General features: G+C 66.0%; 19 protein-coding genes. 2 read left to right on the top strand and 17 right to left on the bottom strand.

Annotation, left to right across the window (positions count from 1 at the left end; translation table 11 throughout):
* The first annotated feature begins 24 nt into the window (after positions 1–24).
* Complete coding sequence (locus AC56K1_RS17060; protein ID WP_497158984.1) at positions 25–354, top strand: hypothetical protein; 330 nt, start codon at positions 25–27, stop codon at positions 352–354.
* Between the two features lie 106 nt (positions 355–460).
* On the opposite strand, the gene AC56K1_RS17055 is transcribed toward AC56K1_RS17060, so the two are convergent.
* The 12 genes from AC56K1_RS17055 to AC56K1_RS17000 form a co-directional block, all read right to left on the bottom strand.
* Positions 461–1,069, bottom strand: a complete 609-nt coding sequence (locus tag AC56K1_RS17055; RefSeq protein ID WP_497158983.1) for an NF038129 family PEP-CTERM protein — start codon at positions 1,067–1,069, stop codon at positions 461–463.
* Positions 1,070–1,081: 12 nt separating this feature from the next.
* Positions 1,082–4,057: an ExeM/NucH family extracellular endonuclease gene (locus AC56K1_RS17050; RefSeq protein WP_497158982.1), complete on the bottom strand. Its 2,976-nt coding sequence runs from the start codon at positions 4,055–4,057 to the stop codon at positions 1,082–1,084.
* Between the two features lie 221 nt (positions 4,058–4,278).
* Positions 4,279–5,337, bottom strand: coding sequence for a TIGR03790 family protein (locus tag AC56K1_RS17045; RefSeq protein ID WP_497158981.1), 1,059 nt, complete (start codon positions 5,335–5,337; stop codon positions 4,279–4,281).
* 113 nt (positions 5,338–5,450) lie between these two features.
* Positions 5,451–6,161, bottom strand: coding sequence for a PEP_CTERM-anchored TLD domain-containing protein (locus AC56K1_RS17040; RefSeq protein WP_497158980.1), 711 nt, complete (start codon positions 6,159–6,161; stop codon positions 5,451–5,453).
* A gap of 239 nt (positions 6,162–6,400) precedes the next feature.
* Complete coding sequence (locus tag AC56K1_RS17035) at positions 6,401–7,819, bottom strand: mannose-1-phosphate guanylyltransferase/mannose-6-phosphate isomerase (RefSeq protein ID WP_497158979.1); 1,419 nt, start codon at positions 7,817–7,819, stop codon at positions 6,401–6,403.
* On the bottom strand, positions 7,816–8,994 hold the full coding sequence (locus tag AC56K1_RS17030) for a nucleotidyltransferase family protein (RefSeq protein WP_497158978.1): 1,179 nt from the start codon (positions 8,992–8,994) through the stop codon (positions 7,816–7,818). The genes AC56K1_RS17035 and AC56K1_RS17030 overlap by 4 nt, the downstream gene beginning before the upstream one ends.
* A 16-nt stretch (positions 8,995–9,010) precedes the next feature.
* Complete coding sequence (galE, locus tag AC56K1_RS17025) at positions 9,011–10,009, bottom strand: UDP-glucose 4-epimerase GalE (RefSeq protein ID WP_497158977.1); 999 nt, start codon at positions 10,007–10,009, stop codon at positions 9,011–9,013.
* 166 nt (positions 10,010–10,175) lie between these two features.
* The gene (locus AC56K1_RS17020; RefSeq protein ID WP_497158976.1) at positions 10,176–10,934 is read right to left on the bottom strand and encodes a WecB/TagA/CpsF family glycosyltransferase; all 759 of its coding nucleotides are present in this window, start codon (positions 10,932–10,934) and stop codon (positions 10,176–10,178) included.
* 13 nt (positions 10,935–10,947) lie between these two features.
* Entirely contained in the window at positions 10,948–12,060 is a 1,113-nt protein-coding gene (gene wecB, locus AC56K1_RS17015; protein WP_497158975.1) for a non-hydrolyzing UDP-N-acetylglucosamine 2-epimerase, read from the bottom strand.
* Between the two features lie 28 nt (positions 12,061–12,088).
* A complete protein-coding gene (locus tag AC56K1_RS17010) occupies positions 12,089–14,053 on the bottom strand; it encodes a heparinase II/III family protein (RefSeq protein WP_497158974.1) in 1,965 nt (654 codons plus the stop codon).
* On the bottom strand, positions 14,050–15,174 hold the full coding sequence (locus AC56K1_RS17005; RefSeq protein ID WP_497158973.1) for a glycosyltransferase: 1,125 nt from the start codon (positions 15,172–15,174) through the stop codon (positions 14,050–14,052). The genes AC56K1_RS17010 and AC56K1_RS17005 overlap by 4 nt, the downstream gene beginning before the upstream one ends.
* An 87-nt stretch (positions 15,175–15,261) precedes the next feature.
* Positions 15,262–16,482, bottom strand: coding sequence for a glycosyltransferase (locus tag AC56K1_RS17000; protein WP_497158972.1), 1,221 nt, complete (start codon positions 16,480–16,482; stop codon positions 15,262–15,264).
* Between the two features lie 322 nt (positions 16,483–16,804).
* Here AC56K1_RS17000 and AC56K1_RS16995 point away from each other — a divergent pair, with 322 nt between their 5' ends.
* Entirely contained in the window at positions 16,805–17,707 is a 903-nt protein-coding gene (locus AC56K1_RS16995) for a DUF4394 domain-containing protein (protein ID WP_497158971.1), read from the top strand.
* Positions 17,708–17,775: 68 nt separating this feature from the next.
* Here AC56K1_RS16995 and AC56K1_RS16990 read toward each other — a convergent pair whose 3' ends face one another.
* The 5 genes from AC56K1_RS16990 to AC56K1_RS16970 form a co-directional block, all read right to left on the bottom strand.
* A complete protein-coding gene (locus AC56K1_RS16990) occupies positions 17,776–20,010 on the bottom strand; it encodes a heparinase II/III domain-containing protein (RefSeq protein WP_497158970.1) in 2,235 nt (744 codons plus the stop codon).
* Between the two features lie 278 nt (positions 20,011–20,288).
* Positions 20,289–21,071 (bottom strand): glycosyltransferase family 2 protein, encoded by a 783-nt coding sequence (locus tag AC56K1_RS16985; RefSeq protein WP_497158969.1) that lies wholly within the window; start codon positions 21,069–21,071, stop codon positions 20,289–20,291.
* Positions 21,061–22,272 carry a glycosyltransferase family 4 protein gene (locus AC56K1_RS16980; protein WP_497158968.1) on the bottom strand — a complete coding sequence of 404 codons (1,212 nt, stop codon included), beginning with the start codon at positions 22,270–22,272 and terminating at the stop codon, positions 21,061–21,063. Before AC56K1_RS16980 ends, AC56K1_RS16985 begins: the two co-directional genes overlap by 11 nt.
* Positions 22,273–23,808, bottom strand: a complete 1,536-nt coding sequence (locus AC56K1_RS16975; protein ID WP_497158967.1) for an oligosaccharide flippase family protein — start codon at positions 23,806–23,808, stop codon at positions 22,273–22,275.
* Entirely contained in the window at positions 23,808–25,268 is a 1,461-nt protein-coding gene (locus AC56K1_RS16970) for an O-antigen ligase family protein (RefSeq protein ID WP_497158966.1), read from the bottom strand. The genes AC56K1_RS16975 and AC56K1_RS16970 overlap by 1 nt, the downstream gene beginning before the upstream one ends.
* Between the last annotated feature and the right edge of the window lie 4 nt (positions 25,269–25,272).

Below are 25,272 nucleotides of genomic sequence, written 5' to 3'. Positions count from 1 at the left end.
CGACGAGCTTGCTCTAAAACGATCATGAACCTCTTCAGCCTCCGTACTGTCTCCATCATTGCCTTGAGCGCCCTCCTTACCGCCTGCGGTGCAGGCCAGCAAGACACCCAGACCGCGATCCAGTTTGCCACGATGCAGTTGGCTGCGACGGTGCAAAGCCCTGTTGCCGCATTGGCCTCCGGCAGCAGCGCCGGAGGTGGCGGCATGGTCGCTGCCGCCGGCGGCCCGAACAGCCCGACGCCGGACTGCGCCGCCGAAGGCTGCGCCAGCCTGCGCATCATCGACGGCAATGCCGAAGCCTACCGCATCGACGCCATGCGCCGCGCTGCCGCCGACGACAGCAGCCAGTCCTGATTCCTTCCCCGCGCCACACTGGCGCCCGGCTCCAAACAAAAAACACACCAGCCTTGCGGCATGGTGTGTTTTTTTATTCCCGCGGCGCGCAGCCGCCTGGCGCTGCTTAACGGACCGAACGGCGCAGCGTAAAGCCCAGCAAGGCCAGTCCAGTTGCGATCAAGAGCCAGTCCGACGGCTCCGGCACGTCGGCGGCAACCGCGCCGATCGTGGCGAAGTCCCCGGTCACGGCGGCATCGACGCCGAAGCCCGGGATCAGGTCGAAGCGGGCGATGATGCCGTCCATGCTGCCGAGGGCGCCGGCGTCATTGAACAGGCCGACCGTCAGCGTGCTGCCGTCGGTGCCGGTATCCAGGCTGTAGTCGTCGCTGAACAGCACGTCGAAGCCCAACAGCCCTCCGAAGCCGACATTGAAACTCAGGTAGCTGCCGAAGTCCGGGCCGTTGGCGAGCGTGAAGCTGCCGTCGGCGTTCAGGACGACGTTGTCGAGGATGTCGGTGCCACCGAAGGCGCCGCTGAAATTCGAGAACGTGGCCGTTGCCGGCGTCGCCGGGAGCAGCCCGTTGAACTGCAGGTCGAGGAAGCCGCCGTCGGCCAGCGTGCTCGTGTCGACACTGACGTGGAAGCTGATCGGCGCGGCCAGGGCTGCGACCGAACTGGTTGCCAGGAACAGGGCCACGGCGGCCTGGCGCAGGAAATGCATTGCGTTGAACATGGTGTGTCTTCCTTAGAATGAACCGGAATAAATGGTCGCGCTGTAATTGATGCCGACCTTGGATGGGTTGTTGAACACGGTGGTCAGCGTCACGCTCGCACCGGGCGCGATCGAGGCCGCACTGGCCGTGATGTAGGGCATGCCGTTGCGGGTGCCGCTGGCGTTGGCCAGGGTCACGCCGGCAGGCAGTCCGCCCACTTCGACCTGGAAGGGTCCGTTGATGGCCGCGCCCGTCGTGTTGGTGAACCGGTAGGTGCCGCTGTACTGGCCGGTGCTGCGGTTCAGTGCCAGGCCCGAACGGTAGACCGAGAAGCTCGCCGTCACGTTCGAGAAGGTCGGGGCCAGGTTCAGGCTGACGATCACCGGGTCGTGGTCGGACGCGCGGTAGGCATTGTTGGCGTACAGGTCCTGTGGCTTGGCTTCCAGGTTGTAGTCGATTACCTCGGGCTCGTCGGCGTTGTTGTGCCACTCGGCGGCGCCGGCCACCTGGGCGCTGAGCGACGGGGTGGTCAGCGCGTGGTCGAGGTAGCCGCTTTGGCCGCCGAACACATACGAGTACGCCATGCCGTGCGGACGCACGAAGCGCTCGAGCTCATTGACCAGGCCGGTGCCGGTCAGGTAGTCGATCGGGTCTTCGAAGCCGTAGGCGTTCATGTCGCCGATCACCAGCACGTCCTCGTCGCCCGCGCTGGCCTTGACCTGCGGGATGAAGAAGGTAGCGAGGCGCTGGGCCTGGCCGACGCGCGTGGCGTTCCAGCAGCCCTGGCCGTCGCCGCGGTCGGTGTCGACACCGGTGCCCCCCGGGCAGCCGGCCTTGGCCTTCAGGTGGTTGACGATCACCGAGAACTTCGCGCCGTTACTGGCCTTGAAGGTCTGCGCCATCGGCGGACGGTTGTTGACCTGGTCGCCGTCCGACATCGACGCGCCTGCCAGCGTGACGACCGACGGCTTGTAGATCATGGCGACGCGGATGGCGTCGGTGCCGGTCGCAGGCGGCTTGGGCACCATCGCGTACACCGTGCCACCCAGCGCCTTGTTGAGGCTGCCAACCAGGTAAGACAGGGCGGTATCGCCGTTGTTCTGGATTTCCATCAGGCCGACCACGTCGGCGTTCAGGGCGGCCAGCGACTTGACGATCTTGTCGCGCTGGCGCGCGAACTCGACCATGTTGTTCGCGCCGCGGCAGTTGCTGGCGCGGGTGCTCGAGCCGATGGTGCAGCCCTGCCCCGTGGCGCCTTCCACGGTGGTGCCGTCGACGAAGGTAGTGAAGAAGTTCAGCACGTTGGCGCTGGCCACCTTGACGCCGGCCGGCAGCTCCGGTGCGCCAGTACGCGGGTTGGTGCGCGAGAACACCGGGGCAATCGTCGGCTGCAGCTTGAAGCCACCGCCGCCGCCGCCGAGGGCGCCGAAATCGAGCACGCCTTCCAGACCGGTGACGGTGTCGCCGGCACGCACGGTGGCGTCTTCACCGATGTAGGGGATGATGGTCGGGGTGACGAACAGGCCGTCGTCGAGCACGATCTCGTTGTTGGCATTGGCCGCGGCCAGCGCCAGCGCTTCCGGGGTGCCCGGGCGGTAGCGGTTGGTCGGGATTTCGCGGCGGCCGCTCGACAGCGTGAGCTCGCCGCGCGCGCCGACATAGGCGTTCTGGTTGACCGTCAGCGGGCCGGTGAAGCGCACCAGCATGCCTTCGAAGGGCTCGAGGCTGGCCGCGGGCAGCGCAATGTTGGTGGCGCTGATCGCCGGGCCGGCGCCGACCACCGACGAGGTCGTATTGGTCAGTTCGGTATAGGTGCTGGCCGAGCCCGACGGCAGGTATTCAGTCACCAGGCCGGTGACGCGCACCAGGTCGCCCACCTTGCCTGCGGTGGTGCCAAACACGAAAATGCCGTCCGAGGTGGTCGAATCCTGGTCGCCGGCGGCATCCTGGATGAAATAGCCGCTGCCGACCTTGGCGGTGATCACGCCTTCGGTGGTCTGGATCGTGCCGGTGTAGCTGCTGGCTGCGCCCGCGCCCTGGATGACCGGGATGCTGAGGTTGCCGCTGCTGCGCACGGTGACCGTGCAGCTCTTGGACTGGTTGGCGTCGTTGGTGAAGTTGACGGTTACCGCATGGTTGCCCGCAGCCACCGAGGCGTCGGCCACCAGCGTGACCGAGGCGGTGCTGTTGTTGCTGCCGGATGCCGTGAAGTTCTCGAGGCGAATGCCGGCGATGGCGCCGGCGCTGATGACGGCGCCGGTGACGCGGCTATCCTTGTCGATGGCGCTCAGGGCGCCCGATGCGCTTTCGTTATAAGGGCGCAGGATCGATGCCGGGCAAGTGGCGATGATCGGCTCCGCGATCACGCCGCCGCCGCAGACATTGAACGGGCTGTCGCTCTTGCGCGGGGTGATGGTGCCGACGGTGAAGTCACCGGTGTTGGAATCGGTATCGACGCAACCCGCGGTCTTGCGCGAAGCCGAGGTGGTGCTCGACAGGGTGGCGGTCGGGGCGCTGCCCTCGAAGCCGTTGGCGCCGCCGAAGCCGACCAGGTCGACCACCGGGGCGCCGGTTGGATTGGTGCCGCTCAGTGCGGTCTTCACGCTGACCAGCGCCACCTTGCCGGCAGTGCCGGACATCGGGATCGTGCCCACGATGTCTGATGGCACGTCGGCCGTGCCGGCCGTGCCCGCCGCTTCGCGGATCATGTAGTACTGGCCCGGCTGCAATTCCACCCCGTCCGGGATCGCCGTCACTTGCCAGGTGTTGCCGGTGCTCGATGCGTACTGCACGCTCCAGCCGCCGATCGGCACCGCGGTGCTGCCGCGGTTGAAGATCTCGATGAAATCGTGGCGGAAGGTCGCGCCGCTGTTGCCGCCGCCCCCATACACCTGACTGATGACGACGTTGGCCGGTTCGGCGAAAGCCGAAACCGACAGGCTGGCAAGAACTGCGGCCAGCACGGTGCGCCGTCCGGGAGTGTGTATCGAAGCGAGGAACTTGTTCATGGGGATCCTGGTAAGGTAGGGCGGATAATTGTCACAGAACATTTGTTAGCAGAACGCAATTTACCATTAGCAAAATGCATAGTAAATAAATTATTTGACAACTTGATGACAAGAAAGAAAACGATACCCGAACACATGGGCGGAATGCCCTGCGCACGCCAGAACTGTCGGGAAAGCGCGACAGTTCAAGAAGGAATACGGGGACAGGGAAGCGCCAGGCGCTAGCGGCCACGATACGGCGCCGCCAGCGGCTCGCCGATGAACAGGCCCTGGGCGGGCCAGGCCACGCTCTTCCAGTAGGCTTCGATGGCGCTGTCGCCGCCGAGGTAGCGGCGCAGCAGCACGGAGGGATTCGGGAATTTCTGCCAGTGGTTGCAGGGTTCGCTCACGGTGCCATAGCTGGCCGTGGCGCCCGCCTCGAGCCAGCGCAGGCTGCTCATCTGGCTGCTGCCCAGCAGGTCCCCACCGAGCGAGGTCAGGTGGTCGGCCAGGGCGCCGGGCACGAATTTCAGGGTGTCGAGTTTGGCGACCTCGGCCATGCCGGTCTGGTAGACCAGCACGTCCTGCGCGCCTTCGAGCACATCGCCCTGTACCTGCTTGATTGCCAGGCGATGCGCGACCACGCGGCCCGGTGGCGGGAAGAAGCCTGTGCGGCTGTTGCGTGCCTTGTTTGACGTCACCAGGTAGTAGGCGGTAGCGGGTACGGTGCGAAAACCCGCCGCGATCCCACGGTCGACCAGGTCTTTCGCGCCCTGGCGCGAAGGCCCCGCTTGCGAACCGGCCGCCTGCAAGCTGGCCGGCAGCAGCATCGAGGGGCGCAAGCCGTGCTCGCTGTAAGGACGGGCCGACCTGCTGTTGAAATAGGGACTGGGCTGGCCGGCGGCGCAGGTTTTCATGCACTGGCTGCCGTCGAAGCCGAGGGTATAGGCACTGGTAATCGAATTGCATTCCACCGCATACGGCGCGGTCCAGACCATCAGCACGGCCTGCACTTCGGGCCCGAGCTTGCTGTCGATCTCTTCTTTCAGCAGGCGGAACTGCGCGGCGCCGATGCTGCGCGGCTTCCCCGGAATCCGCACGTGCACCACGTTGGCGGCCGGGATCTCGCGCCGCTTGCGGTAGTACTCGCCGACGGCCACGCTGTCCGGGTCTTCGTCGTTGATGACGATCGCCAGCTGGGCCGGCTTGAGCGCGGCGACGGCGTCACGAGGAGGGAGGGCGCCAAGGGCAAAGGCGAAAGACAGGCAGGACGGCAGGACGGCGGATAAGCGTGGTCGCATGGAGGGTCGCAGGATGAACGGAAGGCAAGGCCGGGCTCAGGCGCCATCATGCCACAAGGACTGCCCGCCCCGTTCACGGATGAGGAGGCGCCCTGCCCGGCTTTGCCTGCCGCTCAGCCCCGGGCGCGGCGGCGGCGCATTCCGGCCCAGCCCAGCACGCCGAGGCCGGCGGCGAGCATGGCGCCAGTTGCCGGTTCCGGGACGACCGAGACCGAGTACATCTCGAGCGCATCGACGCGGAACAGCTGGCCGCCGCTGCTCAGGTCGATGATGCTGCGCCCCTCGGCTTCGCCCGCGAGCAGGCCGTACGAAACTTGCCAGGACAGGGCCGTATCCAGCCGGTCGTTGACCAGCAGGTCGGGGCCGGCGCCAAAGGTGGGTCCGTGGTCGGGCACGTTATAGGTCTGGCGTGCGCCCCGGCTCGGCAGGACGTCGTCAGATGCCACCTGGCGCCAGACGCGCGGATCGGTATAGTTGAAGATGAAGGCGGTGCGCTGCCAGGAGCGCTCGGTGACGTGCCAGCCGTCGCTTGATGACCAGCTTTGCGGGTTGTAGCCGCCGACCAGCCAGCTGTCGCCGCTGGCATTACTCACCTGCATCAGGGTGAAGGTGGTGCCGCGACCGTCCACGGCGGCGTGGAAGTCGAGCGAATCGTCGCCCGCCCGGCGCGTGTAGAGGTTTTGCAGGTCGAGCCGGCCAGCCCCGAGCCAGCGCTCGAGCTGGCCGTAGAGCGTGAGGTCCAGCAAGGGCGCGCTGTCTTGCGCCTGCGCCGCCGGCGCCGCCAGGACGAAGGCGAGGCTTCCCGCCGCAACGATCGATTTCATGATGATCTCCCGCTCGGTTCCCGTCAGGGCATTGTATGCCCGCTACCCGGATTGGGTATGTACGGTTACGGGGTGCAATTATTCAAATTCAAGCACAAAGCAATCAGGCCTGCCCCATGTTGGCGGCAGGCCCGATGTGGTTTGGCAGCACCCCTAACAGGCGATGCCTGGCGAGTGCGGGCAAGGCGCGAGGAGGCGCATGGCAAGCCATGCGACGACCGAGCAACGCCCCCCGCTCGTCAGGCACGTTTGTAAATGTCCTCGAAGCGGACGATGTCGTCCTCGCCGAGGTAGCTGCCCGACTGCACTTCGATGATGTGCAGCGGCAGCTTGCCCGGATTTTCCAGGCGGTGGTTCATGCCGATCGGGATATAGGTCGACTCGTTTTCCGATAGCAGGCTGACTTTCTCGCCGCAGGTCACGCGCGCGGTGCCCGACACCACGACCCAGTGCTCGGCGCGGTGGTGGTGCATCTGCAGGGAGAGCTTTTCGCCCGGCTTCACGGTGATGCGCTTGACCTGGAAGCGGTCGCCCGCATCGATGCCTTCGTAGTGGCCCCACGGGCGGTACACCTTGGTGTGGTGCAGGTGCTCGGTACGCGACTTGGACTTGAGGTGGTCGACCACCTGCTTGACGCGCTGGACCTGGCTCTTGTGGGTGACCAGCACCGCATCCTGGGTCTCGACCACGATCAGGTCTTCGACGCCGACCACGGCCACGATGCGGCTTTCGGCGCGCACCAGCGAATTCTTCACGCCATCGAGGTAGACGTCGCCGCGCCGGGCGTTGCCGTTTTCATCCTTCGGCTGCACTTCCCACAGCGCCGACCACGAGCCGACGTCGTTCCAGCCGATATCGGCCGGCACCACGGCCGCGTGGCGGGTCTTTTCCATCACGGCATAGTCGATGGAATCGGACGGGCTGCCGGAGAAGGCTTCTTCTTCCAGGCGGCAGAAGTCGAGGTCGCGGTAGCCGGTGCGCACGGCCTTCTCGGCCGCTTCGGCGATATTCGGCGCGTGCAGCTGCAGTTCATCGAGGAAGCGCTGGGCCCCGAACATGAACATGCCGCTGTTCCAGTAATAGCCGCCTTCGTCGAGGAAGGACTGGGCGGTTGCGGCGTCCGGTTTTTCGACGAAGCGCGCCACCTGGTAGCAGTCGCCGCAATTGGCAACGGCGTCGCCGCGGCGGATGTAGCCGTAGCCGGTTTCCGGGCCGGTCGGCACGATGCCGAAGGTGGCCAGCGCGCCCTGCCCCACCAGGCTCACGGCGCGTTCGACCGCGTCGCGGAAGGCGGCGCCGTTCTCGATGACGTGGTCGGCCGGCAGCACCAGCATCAGCGCTTCCGGATCGATCGCCTTCAGGAAGTTCGCCGCCGCCGCGACCGCCGGAGCGGTATTGCGGCCGACCGGCTCGAGCAGGATGCCGAGCGGCGTGATGCCGATCTCGCGCATTTGTTCGGCCACCATGAAACGGTGGTCATTGCCGCACACGACCAGCGGCGCCATCACTCCGGGCCAGCCGGCCACCCGCTGCGCAGTTTCCTGCAGCATGGTTTTGTCGGCAACCAGCGGCAGCAGCTGCTTGGGCAGCACGGCCCGCGACAACGGCCACAGGCGGGTGCCCGCGCCGCCGGAGAGGATGACTGGATAAATTTTCATGCGCTGACTTTCTCTTTCAATTTCTCGGATTCGTTCTCGTTCTGGCCATCGTTTTCAGACCGTCCCGAACGGCGGCGGTCGCGCGCATTGAGCCACTCGCGCGACGAATACTCGGAAGCATGCTTCATCTCGCCCTTGCGGTCGACACTGTAGTCCTTGAAAACGATCATTTCATGCAATGTTACATCATGCAACACCCGTGTGTATTCGAACAACACGCTGCGAATCACCTCCGCGCCTTCGCAGATGTGGCTGCCGTGGCCGATCCAGGTCGGGCCGACAATGCGCGAGCCGGCTTCGATCTTGACGTTGGAGCCGATGTAGACCGGGCCTTCGATGGTGGTGCCTTCCCAGTTGATGCTGGTGTTCAGGCCGGTCCAGACGCCCGGCTCGATCTGGATGCCCGGCACGTCCATATGGTTGACTTCGCCGGTCAGCACGGTCTGCAGCACTTCCCAGTAGTCGCTCATGGTGCCGATGTCGAGCCAGTTGAACGGGCGGCCCTGGGCATAGAACGGCAGGCCGCGCTCGGCCAGCAGCGGGAACAGTTCGGAACCGATGTCGAAGGCCACGCCGGACGGAATCAGGTCGATCACTTCCGGTTCGAAGATATAGATGCCGGTGGAGATGAAGTTGGACTTCGCTTCTTCTTCGCTCGGCTTTTCCTGGAATTCGGTGATGCGTCCGTCGCCGTCGGTCACCACTACGCCGTAGGACGAAACTTTGTCCCAAGGCACTTCCTTGGTGATGACGGTGGCCATCGCGCCCTTGCGGCGGTGCTCGAGCAGGGCCGCTTTCAGGTCGAGGTCGATCAGGGCATCGCCGCACAGCACGATGGTGGTGTCGTCGAAGAAGCCGCCGAATTCCTGGATCTTCTTCATGCCGCCGGCCGAGCCGATCGGCTCGGGCACGACTTCGCCGTCGTCCTTGATATAGCCTTCGAAGGAATAGCCGATCTGGACCCCGAACTGCTCGCCTTCGCCGAAGTATTCTTCGATTTTTTCGTGCAGCCAACTGACGTTGACCATGATTTCGGTCACGCCATGCTTCTTGAGGTGTTCGACGAGGTAAGCCATCACGGGCTTGCCCAGCAGGGGAATCATCGGTTTCGGCAGGTCATAGGTCAGCGGGCGTACGCGGGTGCCCTTGCCTGCTGCGAGAATCATGGCTTTCATGGGACTGTCCTTTGGATTATTTGGCTGTGGTTTGATAGCGCCAGACGTCGGCGCACATTTGAGCGACATCGCGCCCGGCAGTCCAGCCCAGCTCTTCGCGCGCCTTGGCCGGGTCGGCGTAGCACTTGGCGACGTCGCCCGGGCGGCGATCGACGATCTGGTAGGCGATCGGGCGTCCGCAGGCTGCCTCGAAGGCGCGCACCATTTCCAGCACGCTGTTGCCGCGGCCAGTGCCGAGGTTATAGGTCAGGATGCCCGGCCCCTTGGCCAGGCGGTCCAGGGTTTTCACGTGGCCGATCGCGAGATCCACTACGTGGATGTAGTCGCGCAGGCCGGTGCCGTCCGGGGTCGGGTAGTCGCCGCCGAAGACCGACAGCTTCTCGCGCTGGCCGTTGGCGACCTGGGCAATGTAGGGCACGAGGTTGTTCGGAATGCCGTTCGGCTCTTCGCCGATCAGGCCGCTCTCATGGGCGCCCACCGGGTTGAAATAGCGCAGCAGCGCAATGCGCCAGTCGGGCTCGGCCTTGGCCAGGTCGCGCAGGATGTCCTCGATCATCAGCTTGCTGCGGCCGTAGGGATTGGTGGCGAACAAAGGGAAGTCTTCGCGGATCGGCACCGAGGCCGGGTCGCCGTACACCGTGGCCGAGGACGAGAACACCAGCGACTTGACGCCGAACCTGGCCATCGTCTCGAACAGGATGACGCTGCCGTTGACGTTGTTGTCGTAGTAGCGCAGCGGCTGGGCCACCGATTCGCCGACGGCCTTCAGGCCGGCGAAATGGATCACCGCTTCCACCTGGTGGGTGCCGAACACGCGCTCGAGGGCGGCGCGGTCGCGGATGTCGGCTTCTTCGAAGATGAAGGTCTTGCCGCTGATTGTTTGCACGCGTTCCTGCACCGATGCGACGGCGTTCGACAGGTTGTCGACCACGACCACCTCGTGGCCCGCGTTCTGCAGTTCGACGACGGTATGCGAACCGATATAGCCCATGCCGCCAGTAACCAGAATCTTCATGTCGTTTCGCTCTCTGTAATATGTAATAGGTATCAATTAAGTGCCTGTCAGTGCTTCCGCGAATCACAGTCTCTCCAGACCTTGCACTGCGCAGCGCGCCGGCCCTGAAGGCGGCGGGCGCGCGGCCCTCGCGTTTCTTGTTCGACGGCGGCTTTCCGCTCCCGCCCTATCCCTGCCTGACCTGCCTGCCCTTGAGGGCTTCCTTGATGAACAGGCGAATGAACGCCATGTCCTCGATGAAATAGCGCCGGAACATGCGGCGCGGCTCCTGCAGGAAGCGGTAAAACCATTCCAGCCCCGCGCGCTGCATCCATACAGGCGCCCGCTTGACCTTGCCGATGGCGACGTCGAAGGTGCCGCCCACGCCCATCGCGAAGGGAATCCGCATGTGCGCCTGGTACTGGCCGAGGAACTGCTCCTTCTTCGGCGAGCTGATCGCCACGAACAGCAGGTCGGCCTCACTCAGACGGATCTGCTCGGCAACCAGCGCTTCTTCTTCCTCGCCCTTCCAGTAGCCGTCGCGGTAGCCGGCCAGCACGAGGAGCGGATACTTGCGGCTGTAGGTTTCGGCCACTTTACTGACGACCTCCTCGCGCGCGCCCAGCAGGAACACGCGCCAGCCCTTCTCGCCCGCACGTGCCATCAGCGCCTCGAACAGATCGACCCCGGCGACCCGCTCCTTGAGCGGCTTGCCCAGCAGGCGCGAGGCCCACACCACCGGCATGCCGTCCACGTTCACCAGCGCGCAGTCGTTGATGATCTGGCACAGCTTGGGATCGCGGCTGGCCTTGACCAGCTTGTCCACGTTGACCACCACGTGCTGATGGGGCAAGCCGGTCGCGATGAAACCTTCGACCCTGTCCAGCGTCTCTTCCATAGTCAGGTTGTCGACCTGGCAGCCCATCAACGTGATGCGTTCAGTCATGCGCTTTCCTCCACTAGACCTGCTGCAATTCCTTTGCAAGGATGGCCACGATGCGTTCGGCCGCGCGGCCGTCCCACAAGTGCGGGCGGCGGCCCTGCTTGCCTTCGCCCGCCAATACCTTGCGCGCCTCGCGCAGGATCACGACGGGGTCGGTACCGGCCAGTACGTTCGAGCCTTCGTCGACCGTCACCGGACGCTCGGTGTTCTCGCGGATGGTCACGCAAGGCACGCCCAGCGCCGTGGTTTCTTCCTGCAGGCCGCCGCTGTCGGTCAGCACCACGGCCGCGTCCTTCCACAGGTTGAGGAAGGCCATGTAGGCCTGCGGGCCGGCCAGGGTCACGTTCGGGCCCAGGTCGATGCCGAATTTCTCGATGTTCGCGCGGGTGCGCGGGTGCACCGGGAAGATCAGCGGCAATTCGTTCGAGATCTCCCTGAGCGCCCCCGCGATGCGGGCAAAGGTCGCCGGCTCGTCGACATTGCTCGGGCGGTGCAGGGTCACCACGCCGTAGCGCCCACCTGCCGCCTGCCGTGCTGCCTTATACGCGCTGGTCTCGAAGCCGGACGTATCGGTACGCCCCAGCTTCTCCGCCTGATAGAGCACGTTGTCGACCATCACGTGGCCGACGTAGTGGACGGCCGAGTCCGGCTTGCCTTCGCGCCGCAGGTGATCCACCGCGGCCGGTTCGGTGGCGAAGAACCAGTCGGAAATCGCGTCGGTGACGAGGCGGTTGATTTCTTCCGGCATCGACATGTCGCCGCTGCGCAGCCCGGCTTCGACGTGGGCCACCGGGATGCACAGCTTCTTGGCCACGATCGAGCAGGCCAGCGTGGAATTGACGTCGCCCACCACCAGCACCGCGGCCGGGTGCTCGGCCGTGCACAGCTCTTCGAAGCCGACCATGATCTTGCCGGTCTGCTGGGCATGGCTGCCGCCGCCGGCTGCCATGAACACATCCGGCTGCGGAATGCCCAGCTCGTCGAAGAAGACCTCGTTCATGTCACGGTCGTAATGCTGCCCGGTATGAATGATCTTGAAGCTGAGCGCCGACTGGGCCTGCAGCGCGCGCACGATTGGCGCGATCTTCATGAAGTTCGGGCGCGCGCCGGCAACGAGGTAAATTAGCATGATGACATTTCCAATCGTTAAGGAATTGTTAATGCAAGAACGTTATTGTAAACCTGCATTCGACTGGGACGGCGGACGATACGGTAGTGATACGCAGCACTTCGCAGGGCCGCTTCGATTCATAGGTGCGCGAGTACCAGCCCAGCGGCGGATTCTCGGCGCCGCGCACCAGTTCGAGCTGCAGGTCGGCCCCGCTGGCCTGCAGCTGCAGCACGAAACGCTTGCCGCGCACGGACAGCCCGTGGCTGGTCAGGCGCACGTCGAGTTCCGGGGCGAAATGCCAGAACAGCTCGACTTTATGTTGTTTGCGCGCCGACACCTCGTCGCGCACGATCAATGAGTTGCCGGCGCCGTCGAAGCGCACGCTGCGCAGGTGCCGCACCGGATCCGACAGCCGGGTATAGCCGTCGTGCGAGCCGCGGAACTCGAATTCATGCGGCGAGGTCGGCATGCGCTCGATGCGGGCTTCGGCCTTGCGTACCCACATGAAGCGCCCGCCGCTGACGGACTGGTCCAGTCCGTCGATGCGCACGGTGTTGTGCGCGGAGGTGCCTCGGAAATAGTCGCGCCACTTCTGCTCTTGCCAGTACGAGAAGGTGCCGGGGTCGACCAGGCATTCCTCGCCGGCCACCGACAGGGTCAGGGACAGCGCATCGGCATGGCCATGGGCCGCGATGCCGAGGTAGCCCACCGGGCCGCAATCGAGCATGCCCTTGATTTCGCTCGCTTCGCCGAAGTGGTTTCCGAACAACAGGTAGCCGCCGTCCGGAAAAGCCCAGCTTGTCGCGACTTCGTGCGGGTCGCAATCGGGACGCGTGCCGGGCAGCGCATGCAGCAGCCAGCGCACGCCGGCGTGATTGTCGGCCTGGGCCCCGAACACCGTATCGCCCAGCGCCAGCAGCTGGCCGGCCCGGTCCATGCCGGAGGCGTCGAGCCGGAACACGCAGCCGTCGTCGGCGTCCCCCACCGCCGGCAGATTGCCGCCGACGTCGCGGACCGAGCGCAGGAAGCGCAGCGCGCGCTGCAGCGCGGCCCAGTAGGGGCGCGGGAAAGGATTCTTGCTGGCCTGGCCGAACAGGCCGGCCACGAACAGGAATTCGCTCGAGAACACATGATAGGCAAAGGCCTGCTCGCGGTTGACGCCGTCGCGCGAGAATTGCAACACGGCTTCATGCTCGAGTTCGCGGCGTGCCTGGGCGCACCACTCGCTCGACTCTTTCCAGCATGGCCAGGTGCTGGCGCCCACATACAGGCCGGCCAGTTCGCCGATCAGGTGGTTATTGGCCGAGGAATGGCGCGACAGGTGGCGCGCGATGCTGCGGCAATGGGCGTGGATGCTGTCCAGCCAGTCGGCGCGCAGCTTCTGGCCGGATTCGCCGGCGAATAGAAGGCTGGCCTCGCCGCCGACGAGCTGCCACAGCAGGCTCCAGTTGATCAGGCGAATGCCCAGTTCCAGCGAGCTGGTCCAGTTGGGGCCGGTCAGCGGCGGGCATTGGTCCAGCCAGCTGCGCAACTGCTGCTCGAGCGCATGCAGCCAGCGCAGGTCGCCGCTGACGGCCCAGGCCTGGGCCAGGCGCACCAGGTGCAGGTGGCGGTTCAGCTCCCACACGTGCTTGATGTCGCCGACCTGCTCGCGATTGGTGATGGCGATGTCGCCGGCGTAGAGGGCGGGGCCGGTGACGCCGGTCTCGGGGTCGCGGTTCCAGGCGGTGGGCACGCCGACGTCGAAGCGGCGTTCGGCAAACAGCACGACGTGGCCGGCGCAGATGCGGTCGGCGTCGAGCAGCAAGGCCTCGACTTCGCTTGGGGCGAGCGTGGGGGCGCCGTGCACGGCCAGGGTCAGCGCGCGCGGCAGCGGCGCGGGCGCCGTGCGGCCCGCCATGCGCCGCCCCATGCGGGTCGTGGCTGCCTGGCGTACCCGGTAGCCCAGTTCCGCCACCGACATGCAGCGCAGCCGGTTGACCAGCCACCCTATCCTCACTGTTGCGTTCATCGATCCCCCCGGCTCGCGCTCGTGTCGCGAAGTTGTTCGTAGACTGCGGCTATCCGTCCGATCACCACGCCGGACTCGAATTGTTCTTGTATGGTGGCGCGCGCCCGTTCTCCCAGGCGCCGCCTTTCCTGTTCGTCTCCCAGCAGGCGCCCCAGGGCCGCCGCCAGCGCCCCCACGTCGCCCGGCGGCACCAGCAGGCCGTTCTCGCCATCGCGCACCGCATCCGGAATACCGCCCACGCCAGTGACTACGATCGCCTTGCCCGACGCCATGGCCTCCAGCATCGCCATCGGCAAGCCCTCGGCATGCGAGGGCAGGCAGAAGATCGCCGCGCGCGCCAGTTCATTGGCCTTTTGCCCGGCGCCCACCCAGCCCAGCTCGGTCACCCGGTCGGCCACGTTCAATTCTTGTGCGCGGCGCCGCAGTTCCGGCAATGCGCCCTGCCCGCCGACCGCCAGTTCGATATGCGGGAAGCGTTCGCGCAGCAGCGCCACCGCTTCCACCAGTTCAAAGATCCCCTTGCGCGGCTCGACCTGGCCGAGGAAAAGGATGCGCCCCGGCTCGGACCCCGCCGCCGCGGGTGGCGGCAGCGGCACCGAATTCGGGATCACCACCACCCGGGCGCCGGGCGCGAACTCGCGCAGGAAGCCGGCCCAGCGGGTCGACAGGGCAATCACGACCGAACTCTTTTCCAGCGTATGGCGGATCCAGCGCCGCATCAGGGGATTCGATCCGGCGATAAAACTGTCGAAACAGGCGCCGTGCAGGTGGAACACCGTTTTGCACCCTGCCGCGCGTCCCAGTGCCAGCAGCACCGACTTGCGCACGAAGCTGCCCTTCGAGGCGGCATGCACGTGCATGACTTGCGGGCGCCGGCCTGGGGCGCGCGCCAGGCAGGCCAGCGTACGCACCAGGCCCTTGAGGGCGGTGCCGGCCTTGGCCAGGCGCGAGCCTTCCGCATGGGTCGGCACGTAGCACACGCCTTCGCGCTCGAACAGGCCGCTTTGGCGCAGGAGCGAGACCACGGTGGCGACGCCGCCTCGCCCGCCGGGCTCGGTGCCGAGCATCAGCACCCGCGGCGCCTCCTTCACGCCTGACACCTTGCCGACTGAAGTTTGCAAAATAGAAATTTTTTTGAATAGTACAACAGTGTTGTCTCCGGGTTGCGCACGATTCAATGTCATGCGCATAACGCAATGAGGACAGCTTTATTTCCTCTCACGCAGGATTTTTGTGTACGTTTCTGCAACTATTTGACCGAGAATAGCATAGGTCCGGTGCCGCCGGACGTATGTCGGACCACGTTGCGCCAGGGTGGCGGACAGTTCCGGCTCATCCAGCAGGCGCCGCACGGCGGCGGCGAACGGCGCCGCCTGCATCGGCACGCACAGCCCTGCCCCGCTCTGCTCGATGACCAGCTGCTGGTCGGGAATGTCGTTGGCGACGCTGGGAATGCCCAGCGCCAGGTATTCGACCAGCTTGGTGGGCGACGACACGTCGAACAAGGTGCCGCGCGGGATCGGCGACAGGCCGACCTCGGCCCGCACCGCATAGCCGAGCGCGCTGCGCTGGGGCAACCAGCCGGTCAGCAGCACATGGTCCTGCACACCGCGGCGCGCGATCTCGGCGCGCATCCAGGCCATTTCGTCGCCGGAGGCGGCGTCGCCGGCGATCACCAGGAGGATGCCGGGGACCTCGCGCCTGAGTTCGGCCACGACCTCGAGCAGGAAGCCGGAGTCGCGCGCCTGGGCGATGCGTCCGAGGTAGATGATCACGCGGCGGCCCTCCAGGCGCGGGTCCGTGCTTGGTTCGACCGTGCCGCGGTCGAACAGGGCCGCATCCACGCCCATCGGCACCGCTGTCATGCGGGCCCGGTCGAAACCCTGGGCCGCCAGCCAGGCCGCCATGGCGTCGCTCTGCACGAAGATGTGGCGCGCGCCGGGCAGCACCAGCCGGTAGATCACGAAGCGCGAGGCGCGGGCGCGCACCGCATGCGCGAACCAGGCCAGGCGCCGCTTGCGCTGCTTGAGCTCGTCGCGCCGCACCTCGAAGCCTTCCACGATCGGGAAGGACATCCAGTACACGAAGGGAACGGCCAGCCACGCGGCGGCGAGGCGGCCGAGCAGGCCGGAGGCAATCTTGTCGCGCACCTGGATGCAATCGGGGCGTACCCGGCGCGCCGCCTGCAGCAGGCCGCGCAGGTCCCATAGCGGCGAGAGCACACTGGCAAAGCGCGAGCGCAGGCTGCCGACCGCGTGCATGCCGCCGGCCGCCCACGGCGCCGCAGGGCGATCGCCGCCCGCCTGGCCGACGATCTCGCTGTGCACGCCGTAGCGCGGCATTTCCTCGCCGAACAGCGTCAGCACGTCGGCGCGGGCCGGCGGCAAGGGGTCGCGGATGATGTAGGCGATCGACAGCGGTGTGCGCATGCGGGCTCATTCCGATAGGACAGGCCAGCCGATTCTAGCCCAGCAACGGGCATGCACGGTTCGGCGGCGCGGCCAGAATCTGCGGTTCAGCACATCTACGGGAAAAACAGCGTTCGCCCCCGCCACCCGCGTTGTCGAAAAAATATTTTGCAATCCCTGCATCCGGCGCCCCCCGCCGTGCGTAGAGTGGAGACCGGTTCGATGGCGATCCGGATCCCGTATTGCCGCTATCCAGGCTCACGCCTGGGGCAATGCACCGCGCGTTTCACTGAAACCAAAGCCGCTTCGCTAACGATCGAGCGGCGTGTAGAGGAGAGTCACCGTGAGAAAACCAGCTATCCTGGCGCTTGCCGCCACCCTTGCCGCCCTGTCGGCGGTCCCAGCCGTGTCGGCCGACAAGGCCGCCCCGTCCGAAAGAGCCCGCCCCGCCTGCCTGAGCGACCACCGCGAGGGCGGCCCGCTCGCGGTGGTCGGACTGACCGCCGACATGCAACTCGTCTGTTTCCGCGAAAAGCGTCCGAGCAAGGCCCGCGCCATCGGCACGATCAGCGGCCTGATGCGTGGTGATGTGCTCGTGGGTATCGATTACCGGGTCCAGGATGGCGGCCTGTATGGCGTCAGCCGGAGCGGCGGCGTGTACCGGATCGATCCGGGCACCGCCGTGGCGACCCGCGTCAGCACCCTGACGGTTGCCCTCGAGGGGACCTCGTTCGGCGTCGATTTCAATCCTGCCGCCGACCGCCTGCGCATCGTCAGCGATACCGGGCAGAACCTGCGCCACAACATCAATTCCGGCGGCACCACGATCGCCGACGATCCGCTGGACTACCCGCCCGCGACGCCGGCCAATGCCGTCGGGCCAAACGCTGTCATGGTGACCGGCTCGGCCTATACCAATAACGACTTATCAAGCACGACGGCCACCACGCTGTACGCGCTCGACACCATGCTGGACCAGGTCGCCCTGCAGTCGCCGCCGAATGACGGCACCCTGGCCGCCACCGGCAAGCTGGGCCTCGATGCCGCCGCCGAGACCGGCTTCGACATCTACAGCAGCGTGCGCAATGGAGTGACGGTGGAGGTGCAGGCCCTGGCCTCGCTGACGGGCGCGGACGGCAGGAGCAGCCTGTTCAGCATTAACCTGCCAACCGGCAAGGCGACCTTGCGTGGCATGTTCCCGGCGCAATACCGCGTCATCGGGATCGCCATCCCGCTGGACCAGTAGCAAAAAAAACCCCCGCGGCATCTGCTGCGGGGTTGTCCCTGCCCGGGCGCGTCGCGCCGGTCGGGCGCTTAGTTCAGCGTCACCGTCTGCCCACCCACCGTAATGGTGCGCACCGAACCCGAGCTTCCCATGGTCACCGCAGGCTTCTTGCAGCCGACGTCGAGCAGCACGATGAACTCGCTCGTCGCATTGGCCTCGCCCTTGAGGTAGAAGGCGCCGTGGTCTTCCACCACGTTGGCCTTGGCGCCCGGGCCGATCCACTTGGCGAAGGTCGCCGCGGTGTTCAGCGAACGCACGCACAGGGTCTGGGTGCCGGCCGCGACCTTGACGTTGAGCGGGTTTTCCACAGCCATGATGGCCGGGGTGTGCATGTTCCACTCGTAGGTGCGGGCCACGGTGCTCGACAGGCGGTCGCGCACCAGCACGGCATTGCCGGCGTTACGCAGGTGCCAGACCTGGCGCTTGGCCATGGTCAGCTGGCCACCGTAGGCCGGGGTCGCATCGCCTTCCGTATAGTCATAGGTCGGCTGGGCGGTGAAGGCGGTGATCTTGCCGTTGCGCTGCAACTGCTCGCGGTAGCCGTTCACCATCTGGCCCTTGCCGCCGTCGAAGGTGATCGCGTTCTGCGAGCGGGTCTGGTGGTACCAGTCGCTCCAGTAGGGCGAACCATACCAGTCATACCAGCCGGCCTTGACCAGCAGCGGCTGGCCGGCGCTCGACAGCAGCAGGCCGTTCTGGTCACCGTGGCTGTGGTTGAACGAGCCGTACGGGCTGGACTTGAAGAAGGTCGAGACGCGCAAGGTCGACGCCAGGTCGCTGTGCATCGCGACCCAGCCGATGCTCGGGTAGTAGGCCGAGTTCGACGGCGCCTGGTAGATTGTCGTGTCCTTCACCGGCAGCGGATACTGGGCCGACAGCAGCGACATCGCGTCTTCCATGCCGGTGGTGTTCTTCACGAACCAGGCCGCGCGCGGGGACCACATGCGCGAGGCAAAGGCGCGGAACACTCGGGCGTCCGGCTTGGTTTCGGACGCGTCGCCGAAGGCGTGCACGCGCGCGCCCGGCGGGATGAACTCCATCGCGAAGTCGAGGAAGCCGAGCGTCCAGGGCTTGCCGAAGAAGTTCACGCCGCTGGCGTGCGACAGCGGGTCCCACAGCGCCAGCAGGTAGGCGGCCGAGTATTCGGCGTAGGCGGTGCCGTTGGCGTAGCCGCCTTCCGGGCCGCTCCATGGGTTCGGGCTGAGCGCATAGGCGCGGAACGAGAAGTCGAACCACTTCTGGGCTTCCGGGATGTCGCCCAGCGACAGGCTCGAAATCAAGACCAGGAACACCAGGCTGGTATTGCCGTGCGAATCGAAGGGGAACTGGTCCAGGCGGCCATTATCGCCGGCCAGGTTGTCATACATGACGGTGGTGCGGGTCTTGACCGAGGCCAGCCAGCGCGCCTTGCGGGTCGCGTCCAGCGCGCCGGCCAGCGAGTCGATACCCTTGATCAGGCCCCAGGCGATCTGGCGCGTGGCCTGGTCCTGGTTGACATAGCTGGTCGGGCCCTTCGGGTCGAGGGCGGCCAGCTCGTCGCCGCGCTTGAGCGCTTCGGTCAGGTAGATGGACTCGCCCTTGATGCGGTACATCAGCGCCGCCGCTTCCAGCTGTCGGGTCGCCTCGTTGATGCGCTGGCGCACGTCGGTCTGCTGGGCGGCCATGGCGGCGGTCAGCGGACTGGTGATCACGATCGACCAGCGCGAGTCCGACAGTGCCGGGACGGCCGTGATCTGGGCCTTGACTTCATTGCCCAGGCGGCTCAGGTAGGATTCCAGGTCGGTCTTCTTGGCCGTGCTCCAGGTCGAGAACGGGGTCACCGAGGCCGGCAGCGAACGCGGGCGGGCCTTGGACAGGATGCGGTTGCGCACGGTGGCGTTGTCCGGCACTTCGAACACCGCTGACTTGCTGGTGATCGAGAAGGTGCGCGGGTTGGACCAGTCGCTGGTGCCGACCGGGCGCACGCGCCAGGTGTAGTTACCGAGGGCCATGGCCTTGGTCGGCAAATGCCAGTTGCGCTCGACCACGACCTTGGTGGGCGTACCGCCTACCGGGGTGATCTCGAGTTCGTAGCTGGCCGGGCCGGTGGCGTGGCGCGACCAGGTAAAGCCCGGCGGATTCTGGGCCTGTACCTGGTTCATCTCGGGCTTGGCCTGGATGACCAGCGGGTCGTTCGACTGGACCCAGTCGGCGCGGGCGGCGACGCTTGCGAACAGCGAGGCGAATGCAGCGGCCCAGACGAGGCTCTTCCGATGAAATTGCATTGTGGGTACTCCGAGAAAAATAACTGACATTCTTGCGCCGCGCCGGCAACGCCGGTGGGCTGAAGAACACTTGCCTGTTTGGTGCAGCGGCTTACTTGATGAGATTTATAGTATCTCAAAGTAAGTTGAACACAGGCAAATTCCCCAAAGAAAACACAGATTTTTCTCTTGCCCTGCAGAAATACCACGACAAAATTTCAACTTTACCGAACAATATTTGCAGGCTTTTAACGGTCGTAACCGGACTGCAAAGACAAAAGCGCAATGCTGTCGGATTGCTATGGGCTCGGCAGGGGTTGGGCAGCCTGAAGCCCGCGCAGGCGCTTCAGGTAGCGCAGGCAGTAAATACCGAAAGCCAGCGGCGCCTTGTCCATGTGCCGGCGGCGCACGTCGAACTCTTCCTGGCGTGCCTTGAGGCGGTTGGCTGACGACACGCTGCCGGCGTGGTCGCGGAACACCGTCAGCGGCTGGTCGATCATCGCCGGCTGCGCCGTGGCGCCCAGGCGCAGCCACAGGTCGATGTCCATGGCGTACTTGAGCGTTTCGTCGAACATGCCGACCCGCTCGAAGGCCGACTTGCGCACGAACACGGCGGGATGCGGGATCGAGCTGCTCCCGGAAACGAAGGCGCGGTAAGAGAATGCCGGCATCGCATACGGCGGCGCCATCTTGCCGTCCTTGAGGATCTGGATGTTCCCGTACACCCAGTCCACCGGCTCGCCGGCCAGGCTCGCCTGCTCGAAGGCGCGCCTGACGGTGGCCAGCACCTCGGGACCCTTGTAATAGTCGTCCGAATGCAGGTGGGCGATGATGTCGCCGCTGGCCGCCTCGATGCCCTGGTTCATGGCGCGGCTGATGCCGCCTTTGATATCGCGCAGCACGCGCTTGTTGCCGGGATAGGCGGCGATCATGTCCAGTGTGGCATCCAGCGAGCCGCCGTCCACGAAAATATGCTCGAAGTCCTGGCAGGTCTGCGACTGCACCGAGGCCAGGGTGTCGGCCAGGGTGGCGGCGCTGTTCCAGGTGCAGGTGACGATCGAAAAGGTAGGCTTATTGGGCATAGAACTCCAAGATAGTGGGTAGGGCCTGGAAAACGTCCATCCCGGCAGTGGCCGGCAAGGGCCGCGCCGTGGCCGGCTGTGCCAGGGTGGCGGACAACTGCGTCACCAGCTCATCCATCGAGCCGGCAAGACGCAGCTGGCCGGGAAAGGACTGGTAGATGGACAGCTCGGGATTGCCGCCGCGCGCCAGCGCGAGGCAAGGTCGCCCCAGGGCCAGCGCTTCGAGAATGGTGGTGCCACAGGGTTCTTCCCACACCGAGGGCACCACGCAGGCATGGCTGCTTGCTGCCAGCGCCACGACCTCGGCGTTCGGCTGCCAGCCGAGGAAGCGCACCTTCGCGCCCGCATATTCGGCCTCTAACTGGGCGCGCAGCGGGCCGTCGCCCACGACCAGCACTTGTGCATCGGGCGGCAGGCGGCCGCGCGCCGCGGCCAGGAATTCGCCGAAACCCTTGCCGGTGTCGATGCGTCCGGCCGCCAGCACCTGGCCCGGACGGGGCGCGGCGCCCTTGCCTGCCAGCGCGGCGAGCTTGCGGTAGTGAATGAAATTGTGGATCACGCGCGAGCGCGACAGGTCGGCTCCCGGCAGCGTGCGCAGGAACTGGCGGCGCAGGAAGTCCGACACGAAGATGGTCTTGTGGCGCGCAAAGGCGCGTGCGGTCTCGCCCCGGTATCGCGTGACCGCATGGCTGGAAAGCGCGCTGCGCAGCAGCCCCGGCGCCGGGTGGGCGCAGCCGGCGCAGGCGCGGCTGGCGGTGTCCAGGCACACGGCGCCTTCCTTGAAGCGCAGGTGGATCACGCATTCGCTGCCCTGGTCGTGGCGGGTCTGGACGAAATTGAGGGCCGGGTCGACGTACAGGCCAATCATCGGCAGGTGGCCATGGTAATGCACCACGTCGTAGTCAAGCGCATGGCCGGCAAAGGCGCGCGCCACCTTGGCCGCGAACCAGGGCCGCTTGGCCGGGTTGAAGAAGCCGAGCTGGGTTTCCTTCCAGCCGACCCGGCGCAAATCGAAGCCGGGAATGAAGCGTCCCTGGAAACCGATCTCGGCCGCACTATCGGCGTGCGCCCGGTCCGAGCGGCCCATGATGTCGACCTGGTGCCCCGCTTCGAGCAAGGCATTCGACAGGGTGACCACATGCCTGGCCAGGCCACCGAGCTGCTCGCCCGGCAAGTCTTCGGATACCATGAGGATCTTCATTCAGCTTCCCGCCGCCTGGACGCGCGCCCGCCAGGTCTTCAGGCGCGCCCAGGCTTGCCTCCGGTCGTCGCGCTCGACCACGAACAGCAGGCCGTGTATCCCCAGCAGCAGCGCGGTCATGCCCAGGATCAGCACGAAGTCCCAGGCGCCCCCATCGAACAGCTGCTCGGCCGTGGTGGCGGCCACCGCCACCAGCGCCACCCCCAGCAGGCCGGGCGCATAGCCCTGCGTCACCAGGCGGGCCAGCCGGGTCGGCACGGTGCGCCCGTGCACGTAGGCGAGGAAGGCGCAGGTGAACAGCAGCGAGCCTATTAAATGTCCCCAGGCGGCGCCATCGATGCCCCAGCCGGCCACGCCTACATACACGATGCCCAGGCCGGCCAGGGCTCTGGCGACGGCGAACAGGCCGGAGATGCGCGGATGGCCCATGCCGTCGTTGACCAGCGACGGCAGGCTGGTGAGCGAATCGACGAACTGGGCCAGCGCCATCACGGCGAGCACCAGGGCGCCATTCCGGGCAAAATCTTCGTTCATCCAGTAACGCAGGATCTGGTGGGCGAACACCGCCACCAGCACCAGGATCGCGGCGTTCAAGAACGCCACGTAGCGCGTGGCTTTCAGGTAGAGGCGGTCCAGGCGTGCCAGTTCGCCCGATGCGGCGAGGGCACTGGCGGCCGGGAACAGCACGCCGGACAGGCGAAAGCTCAGGCCCAGCACCCGGTTGGCCAGCGTCGCCGCCACCGTGAAATAGGCCAGGCCGGTGACGCCCACCAGCGCGCCAATGATCAGCTTGTCCGCATGCACGTAAGACAGCGTGGCAAAGCGCGATAAAAAAGAATAGGCCGAAAAACCCAGCAGCTCGTTGCGGATGCGGGCGCGCGGCCAGCGCCAGCGGAAGCCCGGCACCAGGCGCCGGATCGCCCGCCACAGGACCAGGCAATGCAGGCTGCTGGCCACCACCCGCAGCAGCACCACTTCGAACAGGCCGTAACCGAGCAGCAGCACGGCGACGGTCGCCAGCGGCACCAGGCTGCCGAACACCATCTCGACCCGCGCCGAGATGTCGTAGCGCATCAGCGACTGCGGCACGCTGTTCAGGTAGACCTGGACCTGGCCGAGCAGGAAGCCGAGCGCCGCCAGTTTCAAAGTAGCGATCGCTTCCGGCACCAGCGCAGGCGGCACCGAGAACACCCCGGTGATGAACCACCCTGCTCCCACGAAGAGGCCCAGCGCCCCGAGCAGGCCGATCAGGGCATACACCATCAGGCCGAAGGACATGGTCTCTACAACCTTGTCCTGGTCGGCGCGCGCATGGTGTTCGGCGATGTACTTGACCGAGCCGGCGGTAAGGTTGATGTCGATTACGGCGAAATAGCCGACGATGGCCGTCACCAGCGAATACACGCCATAGCTGGATTCGCCCAGCCCCTTCACCACCAGGGGCACGGTCGCCAGCATGACCAGCGCGGGAATCGCCCCGCCCAGCAGGTTCGACCAGGCGTTGCGCACCAGTTTTAGGGACAGGTTCGCGCTCATCAGGCGGGCACCAGGTGCGGCCGCGGCACCGAGGGCTTGTACGCCGGGTGCGCACTCGGCACCATCTTGCTCACCGCCATCGCCAGGTAGGGCAAGGCCAGGCAGAAGGCCAGCATCTGGGTGGTGCGCACCTGCGGGAAGGGAGTGCCGATCAGGAGGTCGGGAATCATGAAGGCGATGCCGGCCACGCCGGCCGTCCCGATGCCGAGCAATTCAGGCGGCAGTTGCTTCAAGGCGCGACGAGCGAACAGGACAAAAGCGATGATGGTGCCGAACAGCAGCGCGGTGCCCACCAGGCCGCTCTTGAGCGCGATGTGCAGCACCCCGCTGTGCAGGAACAGGCCACCGTCCGCGTTATTCTGCCACGAGATGTACTGGTAGCCGGTGTAGCGGCCCCAGGAGCCGATGCCGGTGATCGGCTGCGCCAGGAAGTCGGCCATGGCGAACTTCAGTTCCATCACCCGCTCGCTCTCGGCCCCGAAGCGGCGCGACTGCATGTCGTAGACCAGACTGGACAGGCCACCGGCCGCGCCCTTGGTCTGGGTCATGCGCTCCATCCCGACATAGGCCAGCGCGGCCCCGACCAGCGGCAGGCCGGCGCTCAACAGCTTCATCCGGCGTTTGACCGGGAAACGCATCATGATGACCAGGAAGGCCAGCACGAAGCCGATCCAGGCGCTGCGTCGGTAGGACAGCACGATGCACAGCGCGGTCGACACCAGGGTCATCCACTCGATGCCGCGCCAGAAGGCGGGACGGTCGGTCTTGTGCGCCTGGAACAGGTGGACCGCGGCAATCGCGAAGGCGACCGTGCACACCAGGCTGTCGTTGATGTCGAAGAAGGTCAGGCGAATCTTGATCGCGTTCATGTTCGCGTAGACATTGTTCGGGTCGCCCCCGAAGGCCGCCCAGCGCACCAGCCCGAACAGCGCCCGCCCCAGGCCGACGAGCAGGATGAAATGGCTCAGTTCCTGCACGTGCTCGCGGGTGCGGAAGGACAGCAAGATCAGCGAGATCAGCGGCGCCATCCAGATGATGTTCGAGAAGCCCTGGGGCGAGAGCGACTCGCGCAGCGTCACCCCCGACACCATGCCCACGCCAGCGTGGACCGCCAGCAGTACGCACCAGGCCCAGAACCAGGGCCGCAGGTTGCATTCCGGTGCCGGGTAGCGCTGGAAGACGGCGGCAGCCCTGGCGCAGGCCCAGGCGCCCAGCATGCACCACAGCACCATGCCGAACAGCAGCAGGCCCGATCCGCGGCTGTAGATGGCGCTGCTGGAGAACACCGCCAGACTGCCATAGCTGGTCGAGTTCATGCAGAAATACACCGCCAGGTAGGGATAAACCAGAAAGCGCGGCCACACCAGGCCGATACCGATCCCCGCGACGGCCGCGACCGACAGCAGGAGCACGAAGGCCCAGGGCAGCGAATAATAGATATAGGGGAGGATCTCGTTCATGGGC

It is taken from the genome of Telluria sp. ZB4P37 (assembly GCF_059685855.1).
Note: the sequence above shows the minus strand (reverse complement) of the source record. Positions and strands in the feature narration are given on the sequence as shown.